The sequence below is a fragment of the Rhodoferax sp. MLSD5-FHT05B10 genome, assembly GCF_058793415.1.
Map to the genome: position 1 here is coordinate 189,956 of NZ_JBXAFT010000004.1, position 19,447 is coordinate 209,402.

Here is a 19,447-nt window from a genome sequence, read left to right on the forward strand (position 1 = left end):
TCCCTGCGCGCGCTGGCGATGTTGCTGGGGTACCCCAGCGCAGAGTTGCGCGCCAACTTGCCCAAACTGATCGAGGCCATTGAGGCCGAAGCAGTGGTGCCCGCAGAACGGCGTCAGGAGCTCAAGGCCCTGGCCGCCGAACTGACCCGCCTGGACCCCATGGAAGTGGAATCCCGTTACGTGGAAACCTTTGACCGGGGTCGCGCAACCTCCCTGCACCTGTTCGAGCATGTGCACGGAGACTCGCGCGACCGTGGGCCTGCCATGGTGGACCTGGCGCAGACTTACGAGAAGGCCGGCCTGTTGCTGGGACCTGATGAGTTGCCCGACCACCTGTGCGTCGTGCTGGAGTTCGCCTCTACCCAGCCGCCCAAGCTGGCGGCCGATTTCCTGGGCGAGATGGAGCACATCCTCACGGCCATTTTCAGCGCGCTGCTCAAGCGCGGCAGCCCCTACGCTGCCGTGCTGGCGGCTGTGCTGGAACTCGCGGGCCAGAAGGTGCAGGCCGTACCTATCGAGGCCGATGAGCCCATGGACGAGAGCTGGGTTGAACCCATGGCTTTTGACGGCTGCAGCACCAAAGGTCAGGCCAAGCCCGGCGACCCCCAACCCATCCACTTTGTACGTAAACCAAGCACTTCCCAAGGAGTGAACGCATGAACTACCTTGACAACTTTCTATTCGGTATCTATCCGTACATCTGCCTGAGCATCTTCCTGCTGGGCAGTCTCATCCGTTTTGACCGTGACCAGTACACGTGGAAGAGCGACTCCTCGCAAATGCTGCGTGCTGGGCAGTTGCGCTGGGGCAGCAACCTGTTCCACGTGGGCGTGCTGTTCCTGTTCTTCGGTCACAGCTTCGGCATGCTGACACCGCACTTCTTGTACGAGTCGTTCATCAGTGCCGGCAACAAGCAGCTGATGGCCATGATTTCCGGCGGCCTGTTCGGATTTTTCGGATTCGTCGGCGTCACGCTGCTGCTGCACCGCCGCTTGAGCGATGAACGCATCCGCATCAACTCCAAGACCAGCGACATCGTGTTGCTGCTGCTGCTGTGGCTGCAACTGGCGCTGGGCCTGGGCACCATTCCCCTGTCGGCGCAGCACTTGGACGGCAGCATGATGATGGTTCTCGCCGGCTGGGCGCAGCACATCATGACCTTCCAGGGCGGCGCGGCAGAGATGCTGGCGGGCGTGGGTTGGGTCTTCAAGGTGCACATGTTCCTGGGCATGTCCATTTTCTTGATCTTCCCCTTCACCCGTCTGGTGCATGTGTGGAGCGGGTTCGGTGCCGCGGCCTATCTGGTACGCCCGTACCAGGTGGTGCGCAGCCGCCGTTTGGGCATGACGCCCACCACGCCGCTGAGCCAGCAACGTAACAACTGAACCGGCATAGCCAGGAGCTCCCATGAATGCAACCATGACCCCCTCTACCGGCTGCGGCGGTGGTGCCTGCCAGTGCTCTGGCGGTGCTGAGGCAACGCCCGCCGCCAGCATCAACGGCATTGCCTTGCATGCCCCTGGGGCCAATCCGGACGGCCTGACACTCAAGGAAATTGCCTACGGCGAGTTGCTGCGTCAGCACGCCGTCCAGGCCAATCTGCTGCCGCGGCACACGGGACTGGTTGCCCCGGAGCTAACGGACGCTGAGCGCCAGGTCATAGAAACCATGGTGGAGCAAGCGGTGGTCACGCCACAGCCCACCGAGGAAGAGTGCCGGCGCTATTACGACGCCAACCTGGCAAAGTTTGTCGTGGGGCAGGCGCTGCATGTACGCCACATCTTGTTTGCGGTGACGCCGGGTGTGAACGTGCAGGCACTGGCGACCCACGCAGAAAAAGCGTTGCTGGAGTTGTTGCACAAGGACGCTCCCGCCGGTCTCTTCGAGAAGCGTGCGGCAGAGCTGTCCAACTGCCCTACCAGCACCCAGGGTGGCGACCTGGGCTGGATCGGGCCGGATGAATGCGCCCCCGAGCTGGCCAATGAGCTGTTTCACCAGAAGCAGACTCCGTGGGCCCTGGGCGTGCATACCAAACTGGTGCATACCCGGTTTGGCTTTCACATCATTGAGGTGCTGGAGCGCCGTGCCGGCAAGCAGTTGTCCTATGACGATGTGCGCCAGCGTGTGGCAGCCCAGCTGGCCATGCAGTCGCGTGCCAAGGCGCTGCACCAGTACATGAGTCTCCTGGTGGGAGAGGCCACGGTCGAGGGCATCGATCTGGAGTGGAGCGATTCGCCTCTGGTGCAGTGAGCATGGCCGCCGCACCGCCTGACGACCTGCTGCTGCGTTTGCGGCGATTCCGCTCGGACTACTTTCCGCTGCACCAGCAGCGGTTTCAGGATCTGGTCACCGACGGGCAACACCCCAAGACACTGTTCATTGGTTGCTCGGACTCGCGGCTGGTTCCGTATCTGCTGACGGGCGCGGGGCCGGGTGAATTGTTCATCGTACGCAACGTAGGGGCATTTGTACCGCCCTATGATGGTTCGCATGGCTTGCATGGGACCATGGCGGCCATCGAGTTTGCCGTGTTGAGTCTGCACGTTGAACGCATCATCGTGTGCGGGCATAGCCATTGTGGAGCCATCCGCACGGCGTATGAAGGTGCACCGGAAGAGGCCGTGGCGCTCAAGCAGTGGCTCAAGCTGGCCAGCGAAGCGCTGCTGCCTGTGCAACCCAGCCCGGAGGCGTTGTGTCGCACCGAGCAGCGGGCGGTGGTGTTGCAGTTGGAGCGTCTGATGGATTACCCCATGGTTCGACGGGAAGTCGAAGCCGGAGCGCTGACCCTGCACGGTTGGCATTACGTGATTGAAGAAGGGGAGATCCATGTTTTTGACGCGCTCCATGGGGGATTCGTTCCGGCGTCCATTGCCTCCACAAGCGGCACCGGCCCGTACCAGCCCTATGTGGAACACGATGGACAGATCCTGGTCGACTGACCGCCCCTGACCGGGGCTTTCCGTGACTCTTTGCACTCCCCCCCGTAACCGCGAAAACACCCCATGCAGTCGTTTATCCAAAACCTGAAATTCGCCCATAAGTTTTCGCTCATCACCGTATTGGCGGCGTTGATGCTGGCAGTGCCAACCGTCATGTTCATCAAGGGGCAACTGGCGAACATTGGCGATGCCCGGCGGGAGGTCAGCGGGTTGGCACCTGCGGGCGACGCGATGAAGCTGGCCCAGTTGACGCAGCAGCACCGCGGTCTGTCTGCCGTGGTGTTGAGCGGCGGCGATGGCCAGGCCGCAGCCCGCCAGACCAAATCGGCAGAGGTGGAGCGCGCTCTGGCGCGCGCCGAGGGCTCCGTCGCTGCGTTGGACGACGCCAAGCTGAAGGCACTGGCGGCCAAGATCAGCAATGACTGGAAAGCGCTGGCCGCCGCCGTGGGCAGCAAGTCCATTGCCGGGCCGGAGAGCTTTGCCCGCCATACGGCCCTGATTGCCGATGAATTGACGCTGGTGGAAGACATTGCCATTGCGTCGGGCATCAACCAGGACGCCAACCCCGGCGGCTACCACCTGCAGGCCGCCGTGTTGCAGCATCTTCCCCGCCTGACGGAAGGCCTGGGCCAGATGCGCGCCCGTGGCGCCACCCTGCTGGCACGCGGAAACGCCTTGCCGGAAGACAAGGTACGCATTGAAGGACTGTCCGAGCCGATTCGTGTCAGTCTGCGCAGCGCCCGCAAGTCGCTTGACTTGGCCGTCGCGGCCAACCCCTCGCTCAAGTTGACGCTCGCGGCTACGCTGGACAAGGCGTTCGGGGCCGCCGAAGGCAGCCTGCAGCTGGTGGACGAGAAGATTCTGCGTGCCGAAACCCTGAACTTCCCGTCGGCAGAGTATTTCTCCGCCATGACGGCGATCATCGATGCCCAGTTCGAACTGATCAATGCCGCGTTTGGCGCCCTGCGCGGGCAGTTGGACCAGACCGTTGAGGCGACGCAGTGGACGCTGGCGATGGGCTGTGTGGCCATTGCCGCCCTGGCGGCGTTCGGACTCTGGATCATGGTCGCCATCACGCGTACCACGACCGCCTCGGTGGCGCGTGCGCTCCGTTTGACCCAGGCCGTGACGGCCGGCGACCTCAGCCTGCATATTGCGGTGACGGGCCATGATGAAATGGGGCAGTTGCTGCAGGCGCTGACGGTCATGCAGGACAGCCTGGTCAAGGTCGTTTCTAGTGTGCATGAGGGATCCGAAAGCGTGGCCACCGCCAGTGCCCAGATTGCCTCCGGCAACAACGACCTGGCCGCCCGCACCGAGCAGCAGGCCAGCGCGCTGGAGCAGACTGCCGCCTCCATGGAGGAGCTGGGCTCCACCGTCAAGCAAAACGCCGACAGCGCCCGCCAGGCCAACCAGCTGGCCATGAACGCCTCCACCGTCGCCGTCAAAGGCGGCGAGGTCGTCGGCCAGGTGGTCGACACCATGAAGGGCATCAACGAGTCCAGCCGCAAGATCTCCGACATCATCAGCGTGATCGACGGCATTGCCTTTCAGACCAACATCCTGGCCCTGAACGCGGCCGTGGAAGCGGCCCGCGCCGGCGAGCAGGGCCGCGGCTTTGCCGTGGTGGCATCGGAAGTGCGCAGCCTGGCCGGACGCAGCGCCGAGGCCGCCAAGGAGATCAAGAACCTCATTGGCGCCAGCGTGGAGCGGGTGGAGCACGGCACGGCGTTGGTCGACCAGGCCGGCATCACCATGACCGAGGTGGTCAGCAGCATCAAGCGGGTCACCGACATCATGGGCGAGATCAGCGCGGCCAGCAACGAGCAGGCCCTGGGTGTGACGCAGGTGGGCGAGGCGGTGACGCAGATGGACCAGGCCACGCAGCAGAATGCGGCGCTGGTGGAGGAGATGGCGGCAGCGGCTTCCAGCCTCAAGAGCCAGGCCCAGGAACTGGTGCAGACGGTGGCAGTGTTCAAGCTCGGCGGCAACGACGCCGCCCCGCGCATCACCGATGCAGCCTACCGGACGCAACCCGCGCTGCGCCTGGGCACGCCCTGAGACGAGGGTACACCGCCACTAGGGTGCGGCTTCTTTAGAGAGCGGCCCGCGCAGCCGCCCCGAGGGCGAGCAGGCGCCTGGCCATGCACAGAACCGCGTGGTCCTTGCTCAGGACCAGCGCCTGGTGGGCCACCGCCAGATCGATGAATTTCTGGTCATCCGGGTCCTTGCAGGTAACGCCGGCCTTGGGCGCCACCGCCACCCAGTGGGCCAACGCATCCATGCGTTCCAGCACCTGGGCCGGGGGCAACCGGTGGTAGTCCAGGCGTTTGGCAATTTGCGGATAGGCCAGCACGCGCGCCAGCTCGTCACGCATGGGCGCGGTGGCCAGCCAGCGCAGGTGGCCCTGCTGCAGGCCCTGCAACAGGGGCTGCGCGGCGGGGTCCTGAAAGACGAAGACATCCAGGACGATATTGGTGTCCAACACCACCTGGCGGGCTTCTGCCGGCACAGGCATCACGTTCCTGCGGAGCCAGCGCCCCCTGGTTTGCGCTCGCGCGCCGCACCCTTGACCATGTCGAAACGGAACAGCCGGCACTCAATGGGCCCGTTCCACATGGGCACGCGGCGCGACTCCTTGAGGCGCATTTTTCCGGGCAGTTTCAGGTCCGGCGTGAGAATCCAGCCCGTCCAGCCGGAAAAGTTCTTTTTCCAGTGCGTCGCCAGCTGGCTGAAAAACTCGCCCCCGTCTTCGGTCACCGCCTGCTCGCGGGCGCCAAACTGGGCCTCGAAATCCGGCGGCGCGTCACTACCCTGTGGGCTGCGCCGCGCCGCGCCGGAGCGTGTCGCTGCGGCACCGCTGATGCCGCCCACGGCAATGCGCTCGCCATAGGGCGGGTTGAGCAGCAGCACGCCGGGCACATCCGTGGGCGGCATGCGCTGCAGGGCGTCGCCGCCGCGGAACTCCACCACGTCGGCCACGCCGGCGCGCTCGGCGTTGCGCTGGGCGAAGTCCACCATGCGGTGCGACACGTCACTGCCGTAAATCAGGGCTTTTTGGCCTGCTGCCGGCTTCACCACTGCGTCAGCAGCTTCTTTTTTGATAGCAGACCAGACATGTGCCTGGAACGGCAGATACTTCTCGAAGGCAAAGTGGCGCAGGCTGCCGGGCGCGATGTTGCAGGCCACCTGCGCGGCCTCGATGGCAATGGTGCCGCTGCCGCAGCAGGGGTCGTACAGGGGCAACAGGTCGTCGTCGCCATCGGCCCAGCCGCTGGCGGCGATCATGGCGGCAGCCAGGGTTTCCTTCAGCGGGGCGTCGCCCTTGTCCTCGCGCCAGCCACGCTTGAACAGCGGCTCGCCCGAGGTGTCGATGTACAGCGAGCAGGTGTCGGTGGTCAGGTGGGCGTAGATGCGCACGTCGGGCCACTGGGTGTTCACATCGGGGCGCACACCGTGGGCCTTGTCGCGGAAACGGTCACACACCGCGTCCTTGATCTTGAGCGCGGCAAAGTTCAGGCTGGTCAGCGGACTGTGCTGGGCGGTGACTTCTACCTTGATGCTCTGCTTGGGCGTGAACCAGATCTCCCACGCCACGTCGGCGGCGGCGCGGTACAGGTCCTGCTCGTTGCGGTACTCGGTGTAGCTCAGCTGCACCAGCACGCGCTGCGCCAGGCGGCTGTGCAGGTTCAGGCGCATGGCGTCGCGCCACGAGGCCCGCGCCATGACGCCGCCGCGGCGGGTCAGCAGGTCCTGGCCCATCAGGCCGGTGAGGTGGTGCACCTCGTGGGCCAGCAGGTCTTCCACGCCGGCGGCGCAGGGGAGAAAAATCTGGAGTTGGTTCATTGAAGAGCCTTTCTGAGCGATGCGGGCGCGATCTTGAGCCCCTCGCGGTATTTGGCCACCGTGCGCCGGGCGCATTCAATGCCCTGCTCCTTGAGCATGTCGGAGATCTGGTTGTCCGACAGCGGTTTCTTGGGGCTCTCGGCGCTGATGAACTGCTTGATGAGGGCGCGCACCGCCGTGCTGGAGGCGTTGCCGCCGGATTCGGTGCCCAGCCCGGAGCCGAAGAAGTACTTGAGCTCGAAGGTGCCAAACGGCGTGGCCATGTACTTGGCCGTGGTGACGCGGCTGATGGTGGACTCGTGCAGGCCCAGCTCATCGGCAATCTCGCGCAACACCAGCGGGCGCATGGCCAGCTCGCCGTGGGTGAAGAAGCTCTTCTGCCGTTCGACGATGGCGGTGCTCACGCGCAGGATGGTGTCAAAGCGCTGCTGGATGTTCTTGATGAACCAGCGGGCCTCCTGCAGGCGTTGCTGCAGGCCGGCATAACTGGCCGCGTCGCTGCCGCCACGGTGGTTGCGCAGCACGCTGGCATAGATGTCGTGCACCCGCAGCTTGGGCATGACGTCGGGGTTGAGCAGGACGCGGAATTGGGGCGTCAGGCCCGCGCCGGTCTTGCCAACCGGCACCACCAGCACGTCGGGCACCACGATGTTGCGTTCCACGTCCACAAAGCGCCGCCCCGGCTTGGGTTCCAGCCGGGCAATCAGGGCAATGGCCTCACGCGTCTGGGCGTCGGTGCCGCCGCAGCGTTGCACCAGGGTCTTGACGTCGCGCCGGGCCAGCAGTTCCATGGGCTGGGCGCAGATGCGCAGGGCCAGGGCCAGCACCGCCTGGCGCTCCTGCGGCTGCCCACTGGCTTGCGTCGCATCCAGCCGGGCGCGCAGCTGCAGGCGCAGGCACTCGCCCAGGTCCCGGGCGCCCACGCCGGCCGGCTCCAGGCTGTGCAGCAGACCCAGCGCCACGGTGAAGTGGTGCACCAGGTCGTCGGCCTGCTCGACGTCGTCGCCGGCCAGGCCGTGCGCCAGATCCTGCAGCGACTCCTCCAGGTAGCCGTCGTCGTTCAGGGACTCGATCAGGAAACGCAGGGCGCCCGCGTCGGCCTCGCTCAGGCGCAGGCTCAGCGCCTGGCGGTGCAGGTGGGATTGCAGCGACTCGCGCGAACGCGCCAGCTCGGTGGCGTCCGCCTCGTCGCCATCGCCCAGGTTGTTGGCGCGCGCCTTGGCGTCGGTGCCCCATTCGCCGTCATCGGGCTGCATCTCGGTAGTGCCGTCACCGTCCCAGCTCGGCCCCTCATCGGCCGATAGGGGCGTGGTTTCGTCATTATTCTGGCTGACAGCGACCGTGGAATCTGCGTAGTTTGCTACAAAATCAGGAGCAGACTCCGACTCGCGGTCGCCCGCACTGACCGGCGTATCGGCCTGCTCCAGGCCGAAGTCCTCGCGCTCGGCGCTCTCCTGCGCACGCTCCAGGAAGGGGTTTTCGTCCAGCATCTGCTCCACCTCCTGGCTCAACTCCAGGGTGGAGAGCTGCAGCAGGCGGATGGACTGCTGCAGCTGCGGCGTGAGCGCCAGGTGTTGGGAGACGCGAAGGGACAGCCCCTGTTTCATGGCCAGGGCACGGCAAGTCCGCGCCGGGCCGCCCCAAGCGGACTTGGCCCCCGCGGGGGGCAGCGCAGTACACGAAGTAACAAGCGTGGGGGCACCATGGCTACATCCGGAAATGTTCACCGAGGTACACGCGGCGTACATCGGCGTTGTCCACGATCTCGGACGGAGTCCCCTGCGCCAGCACGGTGCCGTCACTGATGATGTAGGCGTGGTCGCAGATGCCCAGCGTTTCGCGCACGTTGTGGTCGGTGATGAGCACGCCAATGCCGCGGCTCTTGAGGAAGTTGATGATGCGCTGGATCTCGATCACGGCAATCGGGTCGATGCCGGCAAACGGCTCGTCGAGCAGGATGAACCGCGGACGGGTCGCCAGGGCACGGGCAATCTCCACGCGGCGGCGCTCGCCACCGGAGAGCGCCAACGAGGGCGACTCGCGCAGGTGTTCCACGCGCAGGTCCTGCAGCAGCGCCGTCAGGCGCAGCTCGATCTCCGCGCTCTGCAGCGGCTGGCCGGCCTCGTCGTGCTGCAGCTCCAGCACGGCGCGCACGTTGTCTTCCACGTTGAGCTTGCGGAAAATGGACGCCTCCTGCGGCAGGTAACCCAGCCCCAGGCGCGCGCGGCGGTGGATGGGCATGTGCTCGATGCTCTGGCCGTCGATCGTAATGTCGCCCGCGCTGGCGCGCAGCAGGCCCACGATCATGTAGAACGAGGTGGTCTTGCCCGCCCCGTTGGGCCCCAGCAGCCCCACCACCTCGCCGGTGCGCACGGTCAGGGACACGTCCTTGACCACCTGGCGCTTGCCGTAGGATTTCTGCAGGTGGCGGGCTTCCAGCCGGCCGACCGATGTGTCGGGGCCGTGGTCCACAGCGTCGCTCACTTCGGCGGCCCTCCCAGCGTGGTGGTCGCGCGCAGGGCGGGCACCACCGGGGCTGGCGCGGGCGCCGTTGCCGCCCCTTCGGGCTTGGGCATCAGCATGGCCCGCACACGCCCGCCGGGCGCGACGCCCAGGCCCTTGCCGGCGTTGCCGTCCACACTGAACATGTCGGTCAGGTTCTCGTACACGATGAGGCCCCCGCTGACCTCATCGGCCAGGGTGGCTCCGCGGTAGCGGCGCAACTGGGCCTTCTTGATGAATTTCACGGTGTCGGCATGGCCGTCGTACTCGATGGAGTCCCCTTCGCCCTCGATGAACTCGTCCAGCGCCTCGCGCTTCTGGCGGAAAAAGGCCTGCTTGCCCGGCGTCCCGGTCACCAGACCGAACTGGTAGCCGTCCGGGTCCTGGCGCACTTCAACCTGGGCGCCACGGATCACGATGGTGCCCTTGGTCATGACCACGTTGCCCGTGAAAATGCTGACCTGCCTGACATCGTCGTAGCGCAGGGCATCGGCCTCGATGTTCATGGGCTTGTTGCGGTCGGCCTTTTCGGCATGGGCCGCCCCCAGGAACCCGGCGCAGGCCAGCAGCAGAAGCAGAGGGAAGAGTGGTTTTTTCATAAAGGCACGAAACTTGCTCAAATAGAGCGTTGCCCATTGTACTGAGCGCGAAGGGCACTACACTGGTGCTTTCCATTTTTCAGGCAATCCTGCACCCCGCCCGGAACCAGCCCCCGCGCTGGCGCCGGGGTCCGCCCTCTGCGCCATGCCCCTGCATCCACAGCCCCTACCCCTCCTCCGGCTGATCGGCGGCGTGCTGCTGGGCTGCCTGCTGCACGGCGCCATGGCACAGGCCCGCGAAGTGCGGGTGGGCGTGTACGCCAACGAACCGAAGATTTCCCTTGGAGCCGACGGCCGGCCCACCGGCATCCTGGGCGACCTGCTGCAGGAAATTGCCCAGCGCGAAGACTGGACGCTGGTGCCGGTGGCATGCGAATGGCAGGATTGCCTGGAAGCCACCCGGCTGGGCCAGATCGACCTGATGCCCGACGTGGCGTTCAGCGAGCAGCGCGCCCAGATCTTTGACTTCCACCAGGTGCCGGCACTGCACAGCTGGTCCCAACTGTACCGGCGTGACGGATCGGCCATCCAGTCGGTGCTGGACCTGCAGAACCGGCGGGTAGCCATCCTGCAGGGCTCTGTCCAGCAGGAGTACTTCAGCACCCTGCTCGCCAGCTTTGGCATCGAGGCCCAATGGGTGCCGGTGTCCAACCTGACCGAGGGATTTGCCAAGGTCGCCGCGCGGGAGGCCGACGCCGTGGTGGCCAACCACCAGTTCGGTGAGCTGCAGGCTGCGCACTACAAGCTGGTGGAAACCAGCATCATGTTCCAGCCCAGCCGCCTGTTCTACGCCACGGGCAAGGGACGCAACGCCGATTTGCTGGCCGCGGTGGACCGCCATCTGCTGGACTGGAAGGAGAAGCCGGACTCGGTGTACTTCAATATCCTGGGCCGCTGGGGGAGCGAGCCGCCCCGCACACTGGTGCCGCGCACGTTCTGGTGGGGCGCGGCCGTCGCCGGGGCCCTGCTGTTGCTGGTGGTGGGTTTTGCCGCGCTGCTGCGTCGCCAGGTCAACGAGAAGACCCGCAGTCTGCGCGAAAACGAGGACAAGCTCAACACCATTCTCAACAGCGTCGAGTCCCACATCTACATCAAGGACCTGCAGCTGCGCTACCGCTACGCCAACAGCACGATGTGCACGGTCATCGGCCTGCCGCTGACCGACGTGCTGGGCCAGGGTGACGCCAATCTCTTTGACGTGGCCACCGCCGAACGCCTGCGCCGCAACGACCTGCACGTGCTGGAGCGGGGCGAGCGGGTGGCCGAGGAGGAGGTCGTCACCAGCGCGGACGGCCAGAACACCCGCACCTACTTCTCGGTCAAACTGCCACTGCGCCGCTCCACAGGCGAGATCTACGCACTGTGCGGCGTCTCCACCGACATCACCGAACTCAAGCGCAACCGCGAAGCCATCCACCAGCTGGCCTTCTACGATCCGCTCACCCACCTGCCCAACCGCCGCCTGCTGCTGGACCGCATGCGCCACACCCTGGCCACGCGGGACCGCACGGCGCACGACGGCGCGCTGCTGTTCATCGACCTGGACAACTTCAAGACCCTCAACGACACGCTGGGCCACGACATGGGCGATCTGCTGCTGCAGCAGGTGGCCCGCCGCCTGCACGACTGCACCCGCGACCAGGACACCCTGGCGCGCCTGGGCGGGGATGAGTTTGTGGTGATGCTGCAGGACCTGAGCGTCAACGTGGACGAAGCTGCCCGCCAGGCTGAAACGGTGGCGCAGAAAATCCTCACCACACTGGCCGAGCCCTACCCGCTGGGCACGCAGCGCTACCAGAACACGGTGAGTGTGGGCATTGCCATGTTCTCAGACCCCCACAGCACGCAGGAAGAGCTGCTCAAGCGGGCCGATCTGGCCATGTTCCAGGCCAAGACCGACGGGCGCAACGTGCTGCGCTTCTTCAACCCCGACATGCAGGCCCAGATGTCCGCCCGGGTGGCGCTGGAAACCGAACTGCGCGAGGGGCTGGAGCAAGGGCAGTTTCTGCTGCACTACCAACCGCAAGTCGACAGCCAGGGGCAGCTGCTGGGCGCCGAAACCCTGGTGCGCTGGCAACACCCGCGCCGCGGCCTGGTCGCGCCGGGCCACTTCATTGCCGCAGCGGAGGCCAGCGGCCTGATCCTGCCGCTGGGCCGCTGGATCCTGCACACCGCCTGCATCCAGCTGAAGGCATGGGCCGGCCAGCCCGCCATGGCGCATCTGGACCTGGCGGTCAACGTCAGCGCACGACAGTTCCGCCACCCCAACTTCGTGCACGACGTGCTGGCCGTGCTCGACGAAACCGGCGCCCCGGCCGAACGGCTGGAACTGGAACTCACCGAGAGCCAGCTGGTGGACGATGTAGAAGGCGTGATCGCCAAGATGCGCACCCTGCGCGCGCGCGGCGTGCGCTTTGCGCTGGACGACTTCGGCACCGGCTACTCCAGCCTGAGTTACCTCAAGCGCCTGCCACTGGACAAGCTCAAGATTGATCAGTCGTTCGTGCGGGACCTGCAGAGCGATCCGGGCGATGCCGCCATCGTCAAGACCATCGTCGCCCTGGGCCAGGCCCTGGAACTCAACGTCATTGCCGAGGGTGTGGAGACCCGCGCGCAGCGCGACACGCTGGAACACCTGGGCTGCCTGCAGTACCAGGGCTACCTGCTGGCGCGCCCCGGGCCGGCCGCGGCGCTGGCACACTGGCACATGCCCGAGACCAACCCCTGAGACGGCGCGGTGGCCGGGTTACGCGGCCGACAGGTACAGCTGCGCCAACCGGGTCTGCTCCCGCGGCCCCACCGCCAGCGCATCCTGCAGGTAACGCGACACGCCGCCAAAGTCGGCATCCACCGCCTGCAGGGCCGCCTCCAGGAACGCCTCGCGTACGCTCCAGACCACGTTCAGCACGTCCTGCGGCGCCTGGTGGGCCGAAGTCCTCGGGGTGGGGTACAGGGTGTTGCTCAGCAGATAATCCTGCATCACCACCGGTCGGGGCACCCCCAGCGCCAGCAGGATCAGCGCCGCGGCAAAGCCGGTGCGGTCCTTGCCCGCCGTGCAGTGAAACACCAGCGGGGCGTCGTTGTCCAGCAGCTGCGCAAACAGGGCAGCAAAGCGGGCTGCGTTGTGGTGCACAAAGGCGCGGTAGGTCTGCTGCATGAGGCCCACGGTGTCGTGGGCGGTGAGGGCCTGGCCCGACGCGACCCAGTCCTGCATGCGCTGCACCACCGTCGGTTCAATGGGCAGGGAATGGACCGCCACGCCCGGCACCGTGCAGGCCAGCGGCGCGCGCTCGGCCACGCCCCGGAAATCGCACACCCGCACCAGCCCCAAGGCCTGCACCGCGGCCACGTCCTGCGGAGTGAGCGCCGCCAGGTGGTCGGAGCGGAACAAGCGCCGCCAGCGCACCGCGCGCCCGCCGTGACCCACATAGCCCCCCAGGTCGCGGAAATTGGTGGCACCGGTGAGGTGCAGGCAGCGGTCGGGGAGCGTCGTGGTCATACGGTTTCCATTATGGCCGCCGTCCGCCGCGTACACCCGGCCGGCCGGGGACGTTCTCACCTATGGCTTAATAACGGTTTTCAACTCTAAAGCCGAGAAATCTCATGGGCAACAAAATCGTCACCGAAGCAGACCGCAAAGCCACCCCCGCACCCAAGCCGCTGCCCGGCATGACCCTGGCAACCGGTGGCCGCGGCCAGAAGATCAGTCTTGAGCGTGGCACTGCCACCCGCAGCAAGAAGAACCCCGGCAAGCGTTCCAAGAAGGGCGGTTAATCCGCCTCCTCCCTGAATTCCGGTTGCCCGGAATTCAGTGCAAAAGATAGCTGCAGCCCGCATTCCACATGCGTCTGCAGCTATTTTTTTGGTAGCACCAGTTGTGCCAGCGCGGGCACCCCCACCGGGGGTTGCGCCAGCCATGGCAGGACAAAGGTCCGCTGGGCCAGCCCGCTGGCAATGCGCGCCGCCTGGCGGTACTCGCCGCCCAGGCGCGCCTGCAGCAACGGGTCCGTGGTACCGGTTGCCGCCACACTTTTGTTGATGATCCAGGCCCACGGCTCGATCCGCGCGCGGCGCAAGTCATCCTGCAGGGCGGCCGCCTGGCTCACCGGAGTCACTTCAGGCAGGGTGACGATGAGCACGTGCGTCATGCTGGCGTCCTGCAGGCGCATGAGCGGGGTGACGATGTGCCGGGTGTTGGCGCCGCCTTCGTATTGGCGCACCATTTGGCGGTGGTACGCGCCCGTGGCGTCCATCAGCAGCAGCGAGTGGCCGGTGGGCGCCGTGTCCAGCACCACAAAGGCACTGCGCGCTTCGGTGACCACCCGGCTGAAGGCGTGGAACACGGCCACTTCTTCGGTGCAGGGCGACTGCAGGTCTTCCAGCAGCAGCGCCTGACCCTGGGCATCCAGGTCTTTGCCGCGGCTGGCCATGATCTTGGCAATGTAGGCCGCGGTTTCCGCCTGGGGATCGATGCGGTCCACCTTCAGCCCGGGCAGGCTGCCGTTGAGCGTGTCGGCCAAATGGGCGGCCGGGTCGGTGGTGGTGAGGTGCACGTTGTGGCCGCGCTGCACCAGGCCCACCGCCAGCGCCGCCGCAATGGTGGTCTTGCCCACCCCACCCTTGCCCATGACCATGATGAGGCCGTGGCCCAGGGCCGCCAGTTCGTCGGCCAGCCGGTCCAGCGGCTCGGCCGGCAGGGGCGTTGCAGCCGGGCTACCCACGCCCTGCTGCGGGGCCGCTGCCCCACCCAGCAACGCCCGCAGGGCCGGCAGGCCCACGGTGTCGAAGGCCCGTAGCGGCACTTCGTCGCACGGCAAAGCCGCCAGCGGGCCGGGCATGTCCGCCATCGCCTGCCGTCCCAGCGCTTCCAGGGCCTGGGCCGTCGGGTCGTCGGGCTGGCTGGCATGGAATACGCCATTGATGACCAGACGCTGGTTGGACAGGCCCAGCGCACGCAACTCCTGCGCCGTGCGGGCGGCTTCCTGCATGGGGCGTGGGTCCGGCCGGGTCACGAGGATCACGGTAGTCCGCGTGGCGTCGCTCAGGGCTGCCAGCGCGGCGTTGAAGCGCGCCTCCTGCATCTTGAGCCCGGAGTGCGGCCCCAGGCAGGACGCGCCCCGGTCATTGCCGGCCAGGAATCCACTCCAGGCCTTGGGCAGGCTCAGAAGGCGCAAAGTGTGGCCGGTGGGCGCCGTGTCAAAGACCACATGGTCCCAGGGCGCAGCCGCAACGTCGCCGGCCGGGCTGCCCATGGGCTGCCCCTGGTTGGCCAGCAGGGCCGAGAACTCGTCAAATGCGGCAATTTCCGTGGTGCAGGCGCCGGACAGCTGCTCGCGCACGGTGGCGCGCTCATCCTGCGACGCCTGGGGCTCCAGCTGGGCCAGCACGCGCTGACGGTACGCCTCTGCAGCGGCATCGGGATCGATGTTGAGCACCTGCAAACCAGCCACGCCGGGCACCGGAACCGGCCAGTTGCGCAAGGGAACGCCCAGCATTTCATCCAGATTGGAGGCGGCATCGGTGCTGACCAGCAGCACGCGCCGCCCCGCGTCGGCCAGGGCAATGGCGGCCGCCGTGGACAGCGAGGTCTTGCCGACCCCGCCCTTGCCGGTAAAGAACAAGAATTGCGTGGGGGCCGTCAGAAAGCCCGGCGGTGGCGTGTGCGTGGTGCTCATGTCCGCCAGCATGCCACAAGCGGGCTCAGACGGTTCGAACGCCCACGGCCCATTCTTCGGCCATGACCTGCAACAGGTCGTGGGCCGCTACCGGTTTGGTGAAGAAATGGCGGATGCCAGAGCGCGTCAGATCGCTTTGGTCGATGCCGCCACCGTGTCCGGTACACAGGATCACCGGCAGCTCGGGCCGCACCGCATGCAGGCGCGCAGCCAGTTCCGTGCCGCTCATGCCGGGCATGGTCTGGTCGGTAATGAGCAGATCCACCGCGTGGCTCGCACCGGCAAATGCGGCCAGGGCGGCATCCGGGCTGTTGCACAGCGTCACTTGGTAGCCCTGCCCCTCCAGCAGTTCACCCAGATACCGGGTGACCGCCGGTTCGTCATCGACCACCCAGACCCGCTGCCCGGCACCCCGGAGCAGCTCCAGCGCGTCGGACGGCTGGTCCGGTGCGGCCTGCACGGGCGAGGCGATCGGGAACAGCAGCTGGAACATGCTGCCCTGCCCCAGCTGCGACTCCACCACGATGTGGCCGCCAGAGCGCAGCACGATGCCCTGCACCATGGACAGGCCCAGGCCCGTGCCCTTGCCCACGTCCTTGGTGGTGAAGAAGGGATCGAACATGCGCAGCCGGTGCGCCGGCGCAATGCCACTGCCGTTGTCGCTCACTTCCAGCGCCAGGTAGGGGCCGCTCAGGCGCTGCCCGCTGATAGCGCACACCTGTCCATGGGCCTCGATCCGGTGCAGGCGGATGCCGATCACGCCGTGGCCGGCAATGGCGTCGCGGGCGTTGATGATGAGGTTGAGCAGAATCTGGTTCAAGTCCCCGGCGTCCATCAGGATGCTCAGGTCATCCTCCAGCCGGACATCGAGCTGAATGCTCGACGGGATGGAGGGGCGCACCATGGACAGGACCTCCTGCACCACGGCCGCGGGAGAAATGGCCTGCGCCGCGGCGCTGGACTTGGTGCGGGAGAACACCAGCATCTTGGCAATCAGGTCGCGCGCGCGCTCGCTGGCCATGATGACCTCGCGCAGGTAGCTGGCCAGCTTGCTCTGCTTGTCGGGGACCAGCCGGTCCAGCGCCAGCTTGGAATACCCCAACACCGACGCCAGGATGTTGTTGAAGTCATGGGCCACGCCCCCCGTGAGCTGCCCCAGCGCCTCCATCTTCTGCGCCTGCTGCAACTGCCGCTCCAGATCCAGCTGGACCGCCGCCGACAGCATCTGGTCGGTGATGTCGCGGACAAAAACAAAATACTGCTGCACTTCCGGGTCGAACGTGAGGGACACGACAACCGCCACCTCGTGCCCCAACTTGTGGCGAAACCGTGTTTCAAACTGCTCCTGGCCCAGCACGTCGGCCTTGCGCAGGCGCTCCTGGGCTTCCCGCAGGCGGCCGGTGACGCTGAACTCATGGACATGGAGGTTGCGCAACTCGCTCGCCGAGTAACCCGACATGCGGGCCAAAGCCGCATTCGTTTCCAGCAGCTTGCCGTGCGCATCCGCAATCAGGAACCCGTCAATGGCGGTGTCGAGCACGCGCTTGTGCCGCTCCCGCGCGCGCCGGTTTTCGGTCACATTCTCGGCCACCGAAACAAAGCCTTCCAGCACCCCGGATTCGCTGCGCAAGGAGGTCACCATGCGGTTGATGATGAGGCGCTTGCCGCCGTCGTCGCGCAGCTCGACTACTCCCCGCCAGCGCCCCGAGGCCAGCAGGGCTTCCCGCATGACCGCGGCCACTTCCGGATCGGGCGTGACAGGCGCTGCGAACAGCGAAAGACCTTCCGTTTGTTCCAGTGGCCCGACGACCAGCAGTTGGTGGGATGCCCGGTTGCGCCAACGCACGCGACCTTCGGCATCGGTCACCAACACCGGCGCGGTGGTGGACTCCAGCGCCAGCGCCTGGGTCCGCAGGGTTTCATTGGCCTGCAGGAGCAGGTCGGTCTTGTGGGCCAGGCGGACATACGGGGCACGCACACTGATGACGAACATGGCCTGGTAAATCAGGCTGTAACTCACAATCTTGTACAGGTGACCCAGCAGGTTCTGCGCGTCGTTGATTTCTGAATACGCCGTAAAAAAGACTTCGCCCAATGCAGCGACCGCCGCGGCGCCAAAGATCAGGGCGGGGAACTCATCGCCGGTCGCTCGCGCCCGCCGGTAGTAGCGCCACGCCGCCAGTACCAGCAAACCGGTAATGACCCATTCGGCCAGCACCTTCGTGCGGGTCACGCCAACCCCCTCGACGAAGGTGGCGGGCAGTTCTGACTCATGGAAGAGCACGGCCCCGAGCACCAGCCCATTGACCACCGCGTACGCCAGCAGGATGTCGTACCGCATGCGCCGCGAAGGCACCGCCAGCTCGGGCGCCAGGCTCAGGCCCGCCAGCGTCACTGCCACCAGAAAGCGCGCCGCCAGCCACAACACAATTCCCTTTTCCGTGGAAGACGGCGTCACCATGTCCGGCATGCCCTTGAAGGACAGCGCGTGCGAGAAATCCAGCCAGCCGGCCGCAAACAGGGCCACCGCAATGAACAGCAGCGAGGCAGAGCCTTCCCGGGAAGGGGTATGCCATACCGTGGCGAACACCAGGAACGCCACCATGACCGCCACGAACTCCACCGTCGTGTGCAGTGGCAGGTAATACCGGGATTCAATATGCCAGGTGTGCAGGGGCAAGACCAGGGCCAGCAGCATCAAGCCCGCCATCACGGCCACCAGCCTGACCTGCGCGCGCAGCAAGGGCCCCAACGCGGCGGCCACGGGTGCGCTCACGCGCCCGTCCCCGCATGCCCGCCCATGGCGCCGGTGCTGCGGATGGCGCTGAATAGGTGCATGCCCAGGTCATCCGGGGACGCTGAAGGAACGTCCAGTTCCTCGGGCCGGTTTTTGACGATGTCCAGAAAGATGGCAGTGAGTTCGGGGTCACGCCAGCCCTGGGCCGCCTCGGCCTCCATGATCTGGACAATGTCGCGACGCTCCAGTGCCTGCTTGTAGGGCCGTGCGTGGGCCAGCGCATCGTAAATGTCCACAATCTGGAACACGCGGGCCAGAAGGGGGATGCGCTCGCCCTTCAAGCCGTCCGGGTAGCCGCTGCCATCCCATTTTTCATGGTGGTGGCGGATGATGGGCACCGTGCGCTGCATGGTCTTGAGACCGCCCACGAGCCGGGCACCAATGTCCACATGCTGGCGCATGAGGACCCACTCGTCCTCCGTCAGCTTGCCGGGCTTGAGCAGTATGCGGTCGGGAATGCCCAGTTTGCCGATGTCGTGCAACACGCCACCGCGGCGCAGGGCCATCAACTCGTCCGGCCCCAACCCCAGGGCCTTGCCCAGCACCACTCCGCTGTGCGACAGGCGTGAGCAGTGGTCACCGGTGTTGCCATCCTTGGCCTCCACCATGCGCGCCAGCGCGAACAGCATGGATTCGGCACTGTCAAGCTGATCGGTAAGGCGCTTGCGGGCCACGGCAGCATCCACGCGGGCCAGGAGTTCACGGGGCTCGAAGGGCTTGCGCAGGAAATCGTCCGCCCCCGCCGAGAGGCTTTGTGTCAGATTGTCGATGTCCCCGTCACCGGTCACCATCAAGATGGGCAGCATGGCCAGACCCAGTTCCCCCCGGATGCGCCGGCATACCTCGTCGCCATCCATCCCGGGCATGCGCTTGTCCAGCAGCACCATGTCAAAGCTGTGGACGCGCAACAGATCCAGCACCTCCCGTCCCGAACCCGCCTGCGTGACGGCGTAGCGGGAGGGCGTCAGTACATCGCACGCCAGCAAGCGGTGTGCCGGATCGTCATCGACCACCAAAACGCGGCAGGGGCCGGCGTTACCCAAGGATTGAAACGGTTCACGAGCAAACACCATCTTTTCCCCCTGCACA

Annotated in this window: 16 protein-coding genes; 7 read left to right on the top strand and 9 right to left on the bottom strand. The window is 66.2% G+C overall.

The genetic code is table 11. The annotated features are described in order from the left end of the window. Positions 1-18 precede the first annotated feature (18 nt). The 5 genes from narJ to AC1Q5W_RS08150 all read left to right on the top strand — a co-directional run bounded on the left by narJ (position 19) and on the right by AC1Q5W_RS08150 (position 5,000). Positions 19-660, top strand: a complete 642-nt coding sequence (gene narJ, locus AC1Q5W_RS08130; RefSeq protein ID WP_492646127.1) for a nitrate reductase molybdenum cofactor assembly chaperone — start codon at positions 19-21, stop codon at positions 658-660. Further along, the gene (gene narI, locus AC1Q5W_RS08135) at positions 657-1,385 is read left to right on the top strand and encodes a respiratory nitrate reductase subunit gamma (protein ID WP_492644022.1); all 729 of its coding nucleotides are present in this window, start codon (positions 657-659) and stop codon (positions 1,383-1,385) included. The genes narJ and narI overlap by 4 nt, the downstream gene beginning before the upstream one ends. Before the next feature lie 22 nt (positions 1,386-1,407). Further along, a complete protein-coding gene (locus tag AC1Q5W_RS08140; protein WP_492644021.1) occupies positions 1,408-2,250 on the top strand; it encodes a peptidylprolyl isomerase in 843 nt (280 codons plus the stop codon). A gap of 2 nt (positions 2,251-2,252) precedes the next feature. Next, positions 2,253-2,939, top strand: coding sequence for a carbonic anhydrase (locus AC1Q5W_RS08145; RefSeq protein WP_492644020.1), 687 nt, complete (start codon positions 2,253-2,255; stop codon positions 2,937-2,939). Positions 2,940-3,002: 63 nt separating this feature from the next. Further along, a complete protein-coding gene (locus AC1Q5W_RS08150; protein WP_492704132.1) occupies positions 3,003-5,000 on the top strand; it encodes a methyl-accepting chemotaxis protein in 1,998 nt (665 codons plus the stop codon). Positions 5,001-5,034: 34 nt separating this feature from the next. On the opposite strand, the gene AC1Q5W_RS08155 is transcribed toward AC1Q5W_RS08150, so the two are convergent. The 5 genes from AC1Q5W_RS08155 to lptA all read right to left on the bottom strand — a co-directional run bounded on the left by AC1Q5W_RS08155 (position 5,035) and on the right by lptA (position 9,886). Then, on the bottom strand, positions 5,035-5,457 hold the full coding sequence (locus AC1Q5W_RS08155) for a putative toxin-antitoxin system toxin component, PIN family (RefSeq protein WP_492644872.1): 423 nt from the start codon (positions 5,455-5,457) through the stop codon (positions 5,035-5,037). Continuing rightward, on the bottom strand, positions 5,457-6,785 hold the full coding sequence (locus AC1Q5W_RS08160) for a THUMP domain-containing class I SAM-dependent RNA methyltransferase (RefSeq protein WP_492644871.1): 1,329 nt from the start codon (positions 6,783-6,785) through the stop codon (positions 5,457-5,459). Before AC1Q5W_RS08160 ends, AC1Q5W_RS08155 begins: the two co-directional genes overlap by 1 nt. Then, entirely contained in the window at positions 6,782-8,392 is a 1,611-nt protein-coding gene (rpoN, locus tag AC1Q5W_RS08165) for an RNA polymerase factor sigma-54 (protein WP_492644870.1), read from the bottom strand. Before rpoN ends, AC1Q5W_RS08160 begins: the two co-directional genes overlap by 4 nt. Before the next feature lie 100 nt (positions 8,393-8,492). Next, positions 8,493-9,269, bottom strand: coding sequence for an LPS export ABC transporter ATP-binding protein (lptB, locus tag AC1Q5W_RS08170; protein ID WP_492644869.1), 777 nt, complete (start codon positions 9,267-9,269; stop codon positions 8,493-8,495). Continuing rightward, entirely contained in the window at positions 9,266-9,886 is a 621-nt protein-coding gene (gene lptA / locus AC1Q5W_RS08175) for a lipopolysaccharide transport periplasmic protein LptA (protein ID WP_492644868.1), read from the bottom strand. Before lptA ends, lptB begins: the two co-directional genes overlap by 4 nt. A 145-nt stretch (positions 9,887-10,031) precedes the next feature. Between lptA and AC1Q5W_RS08180 the strand changes: the two genes are divergently transcribed. Continuing rightward, on the top strand, positions 10,032-12,614 hold the full coding sequence (locus AC1Q5W_RS08180; protein ID WP_492644867.1) for an EAL domain-containing protein: 2,583 nt from the start codon (positions 10,032-10,034) through the stop codon (positions 12,612-12,614). Between the two features lie 18 nt (positions 12,615-12,632). Here AC1Q5W_RS08180 and AC1Q5W_RS08185 read toward each other — a convergent pair whose 3' ends face one another. Then, positions 12,633-13,385 (bottom strand): tyrosine-protein phosphatase, encoded by a 753-nt coding sequence (locus tag AC1Q5W_RS08185; protein ID WP_492644866.1) that lies wholly within the window; start codon positions 13,383-13,385, stop codon positions 12,633-12,635. A gap of 104 nt (positions 13,386-13,489) precedes the next feature. On the opposite strand from AC1Q5W_RS08185, the gene AC1Q5W_RS08190 reads away from it, so the two are divergent. Further along, entirely contained in the window at positions 13,490-13,660 is a 171-nt protein-coding gene (locus tag AC1Q5W_RS08190) for a hypothetical protein (protein ID WP_492644865.1), read from the top strand. A gap of 80 nt (positions 13,661-13,740) precedes the next feature. On the opposite strand, the gene arsA is transcribed toward AC1Q5W_RS08190, so the two are convergent. The 3 genes from arsA to AC1Q5W_RS08205 are packed head-to-tail and all read right to left on the bottom strand — an operon-like array spanning position 13,741 to position 19,428. After that, positions 13,741-15,561 (bottom strand): arsenical pump-driving ATPase, encoded by a 1,821-nt coding sequence (gene arsA, locus AC1Q5W_RS08195; RefSeq protein ID WP_492644864.1) that lies wholly within the window; start codon positions 15,559-15,561, stop codon positions 13,741-13,743. 25 nt (positions 15,562-15,586) lie between these two features. After that, positions 15,587-18,337 carry a hybrid sensor histidine kinase/response regulator gene (locus tag AC1Q5W_RS08200; RefSeq protein WP_492644863.1) on the bottom strand — a complete coding sequence of 917 codons (2,751 nt, stop codon included), beginning with the start codon at positions 18,335-18,337 and terminating at the stop codon, positions 15,587-15,589. Beyond that, positions 18,334-19,428: an HD domain-containing phosphohydrolase gene (locus AC1Q5W_RS08205; protein WP_492644862.1), complete on the bottom strand. Its 1,095-nt coding sequence runs from the start codon at positions 19,426-19,428 to the stop codon at positions 18,334-18,336. Before AC1Q5W_RS08205 ends, AC1Q5W_RS08200 begins: the two co-directional genes overlap by 4 nt. Positions 19,429-19,447: the final 19 nt, after the last annotated feature.

What these genes read in the sequence shown, in the direction of transcription:
- AC1Q5W_RS08145 (WP_492644020.1), top strand. Translation starts at nt 2,253, where the DNA reads ATGGCCGCCGCACCGCCTGACGACCTGCTGCTGCGTTTGCGGCGATTC.
- AC1Q5W_RS08155 (WP_492644872.1), bottom strand. Translation starts at nt 5,457, where the DNA reads ATGCCTGTGCCGGCAGAAGCCCGCCAGGTGGTGTTGGACACCAATATC.
- AC1Q5W_RS08160 (WP_492644871.1), bottom strand. Translation starts at nt 6,785, where the DNA reads ATGAACCAACTCCAGATTTTTCTCCCCTGCGCCGCCGGCGTGGAAGAC.
- narI (WP_492644022.1), top strand. Translation starts at nt 657, where the DNA reads ATGAACTACCTTGACAACTTTCTATTCGGTATCTATCCGTACATCTGC.
- AC1Q5W_RS08190 (WP_492644865.1), top strand. Translation starts at nt 13,490, where the DNA reads ATGGGCAACAAAATCGTCACCGAAGCAGACCGCAAAGCCACCCCCGCA.
- AC1Q5W_RS08150 (WP_492704132.1), top strand. Translation starts at nt 3,003, where the DNA reads ATGCAGTCGTTTATCCAAAACCTGAAATTCGCCCATAAGTTTTCGCTC.
- lptA (WP_492644868.1), bottom strand. Translation starts at nt 9,886, where the DNA reads ATGAAAAAACCACTCTTCCCTCTGCTTCTGCTGCTGGCCTGCGCCGGG.
- arsA (WP_492644864.1), bottom strand. Translation starts at nt 15,561, where the DNA reads ATGAGCACCACGCACACGCCACCGCCGGGCTTTCTGACGGCCCCCACG.
- narJ (WP_492646127.1), top strand. Translation starts at nt 19, where the DNA reads ATGTTGCTGGGGTACCCCAGCGCAGAGTTGCGCGCCAACTTGCCCAAA.
- AC1Q5W_RS08180 (WP_492644867.1), top strand. Translation starts at nt 10,032, where the DNA reads ATGCCCCTGCATCCACAGCCCCTACCCCTCCTCCGGCTGATCGGCGGC.
- AC1Q5W_RS08140 (WP_492644021.1), top strand. Translation starts at nt 1,408, where the DNA reads ATGAATGCAACCATGACCCCCTCTACCGGCTGCGGCGGTGGTGCCTGC.
- AC1Q5W_RS08185 (WP_492644866.1), bottom strand. Translation starts at nt 13,385, where the DNA reads ATGACCACGACGCTCCCCGACCGCTGCCTGCACCTCACCGGTGCCACC.
- rpoN (WP_492644870.1), bottom strand. Translation starts at nt 8,392, where the DNA reads ATGAAACAGGGGCTGTCCCTTCGCGTCTCCCAACACCTGGCGCTCACG.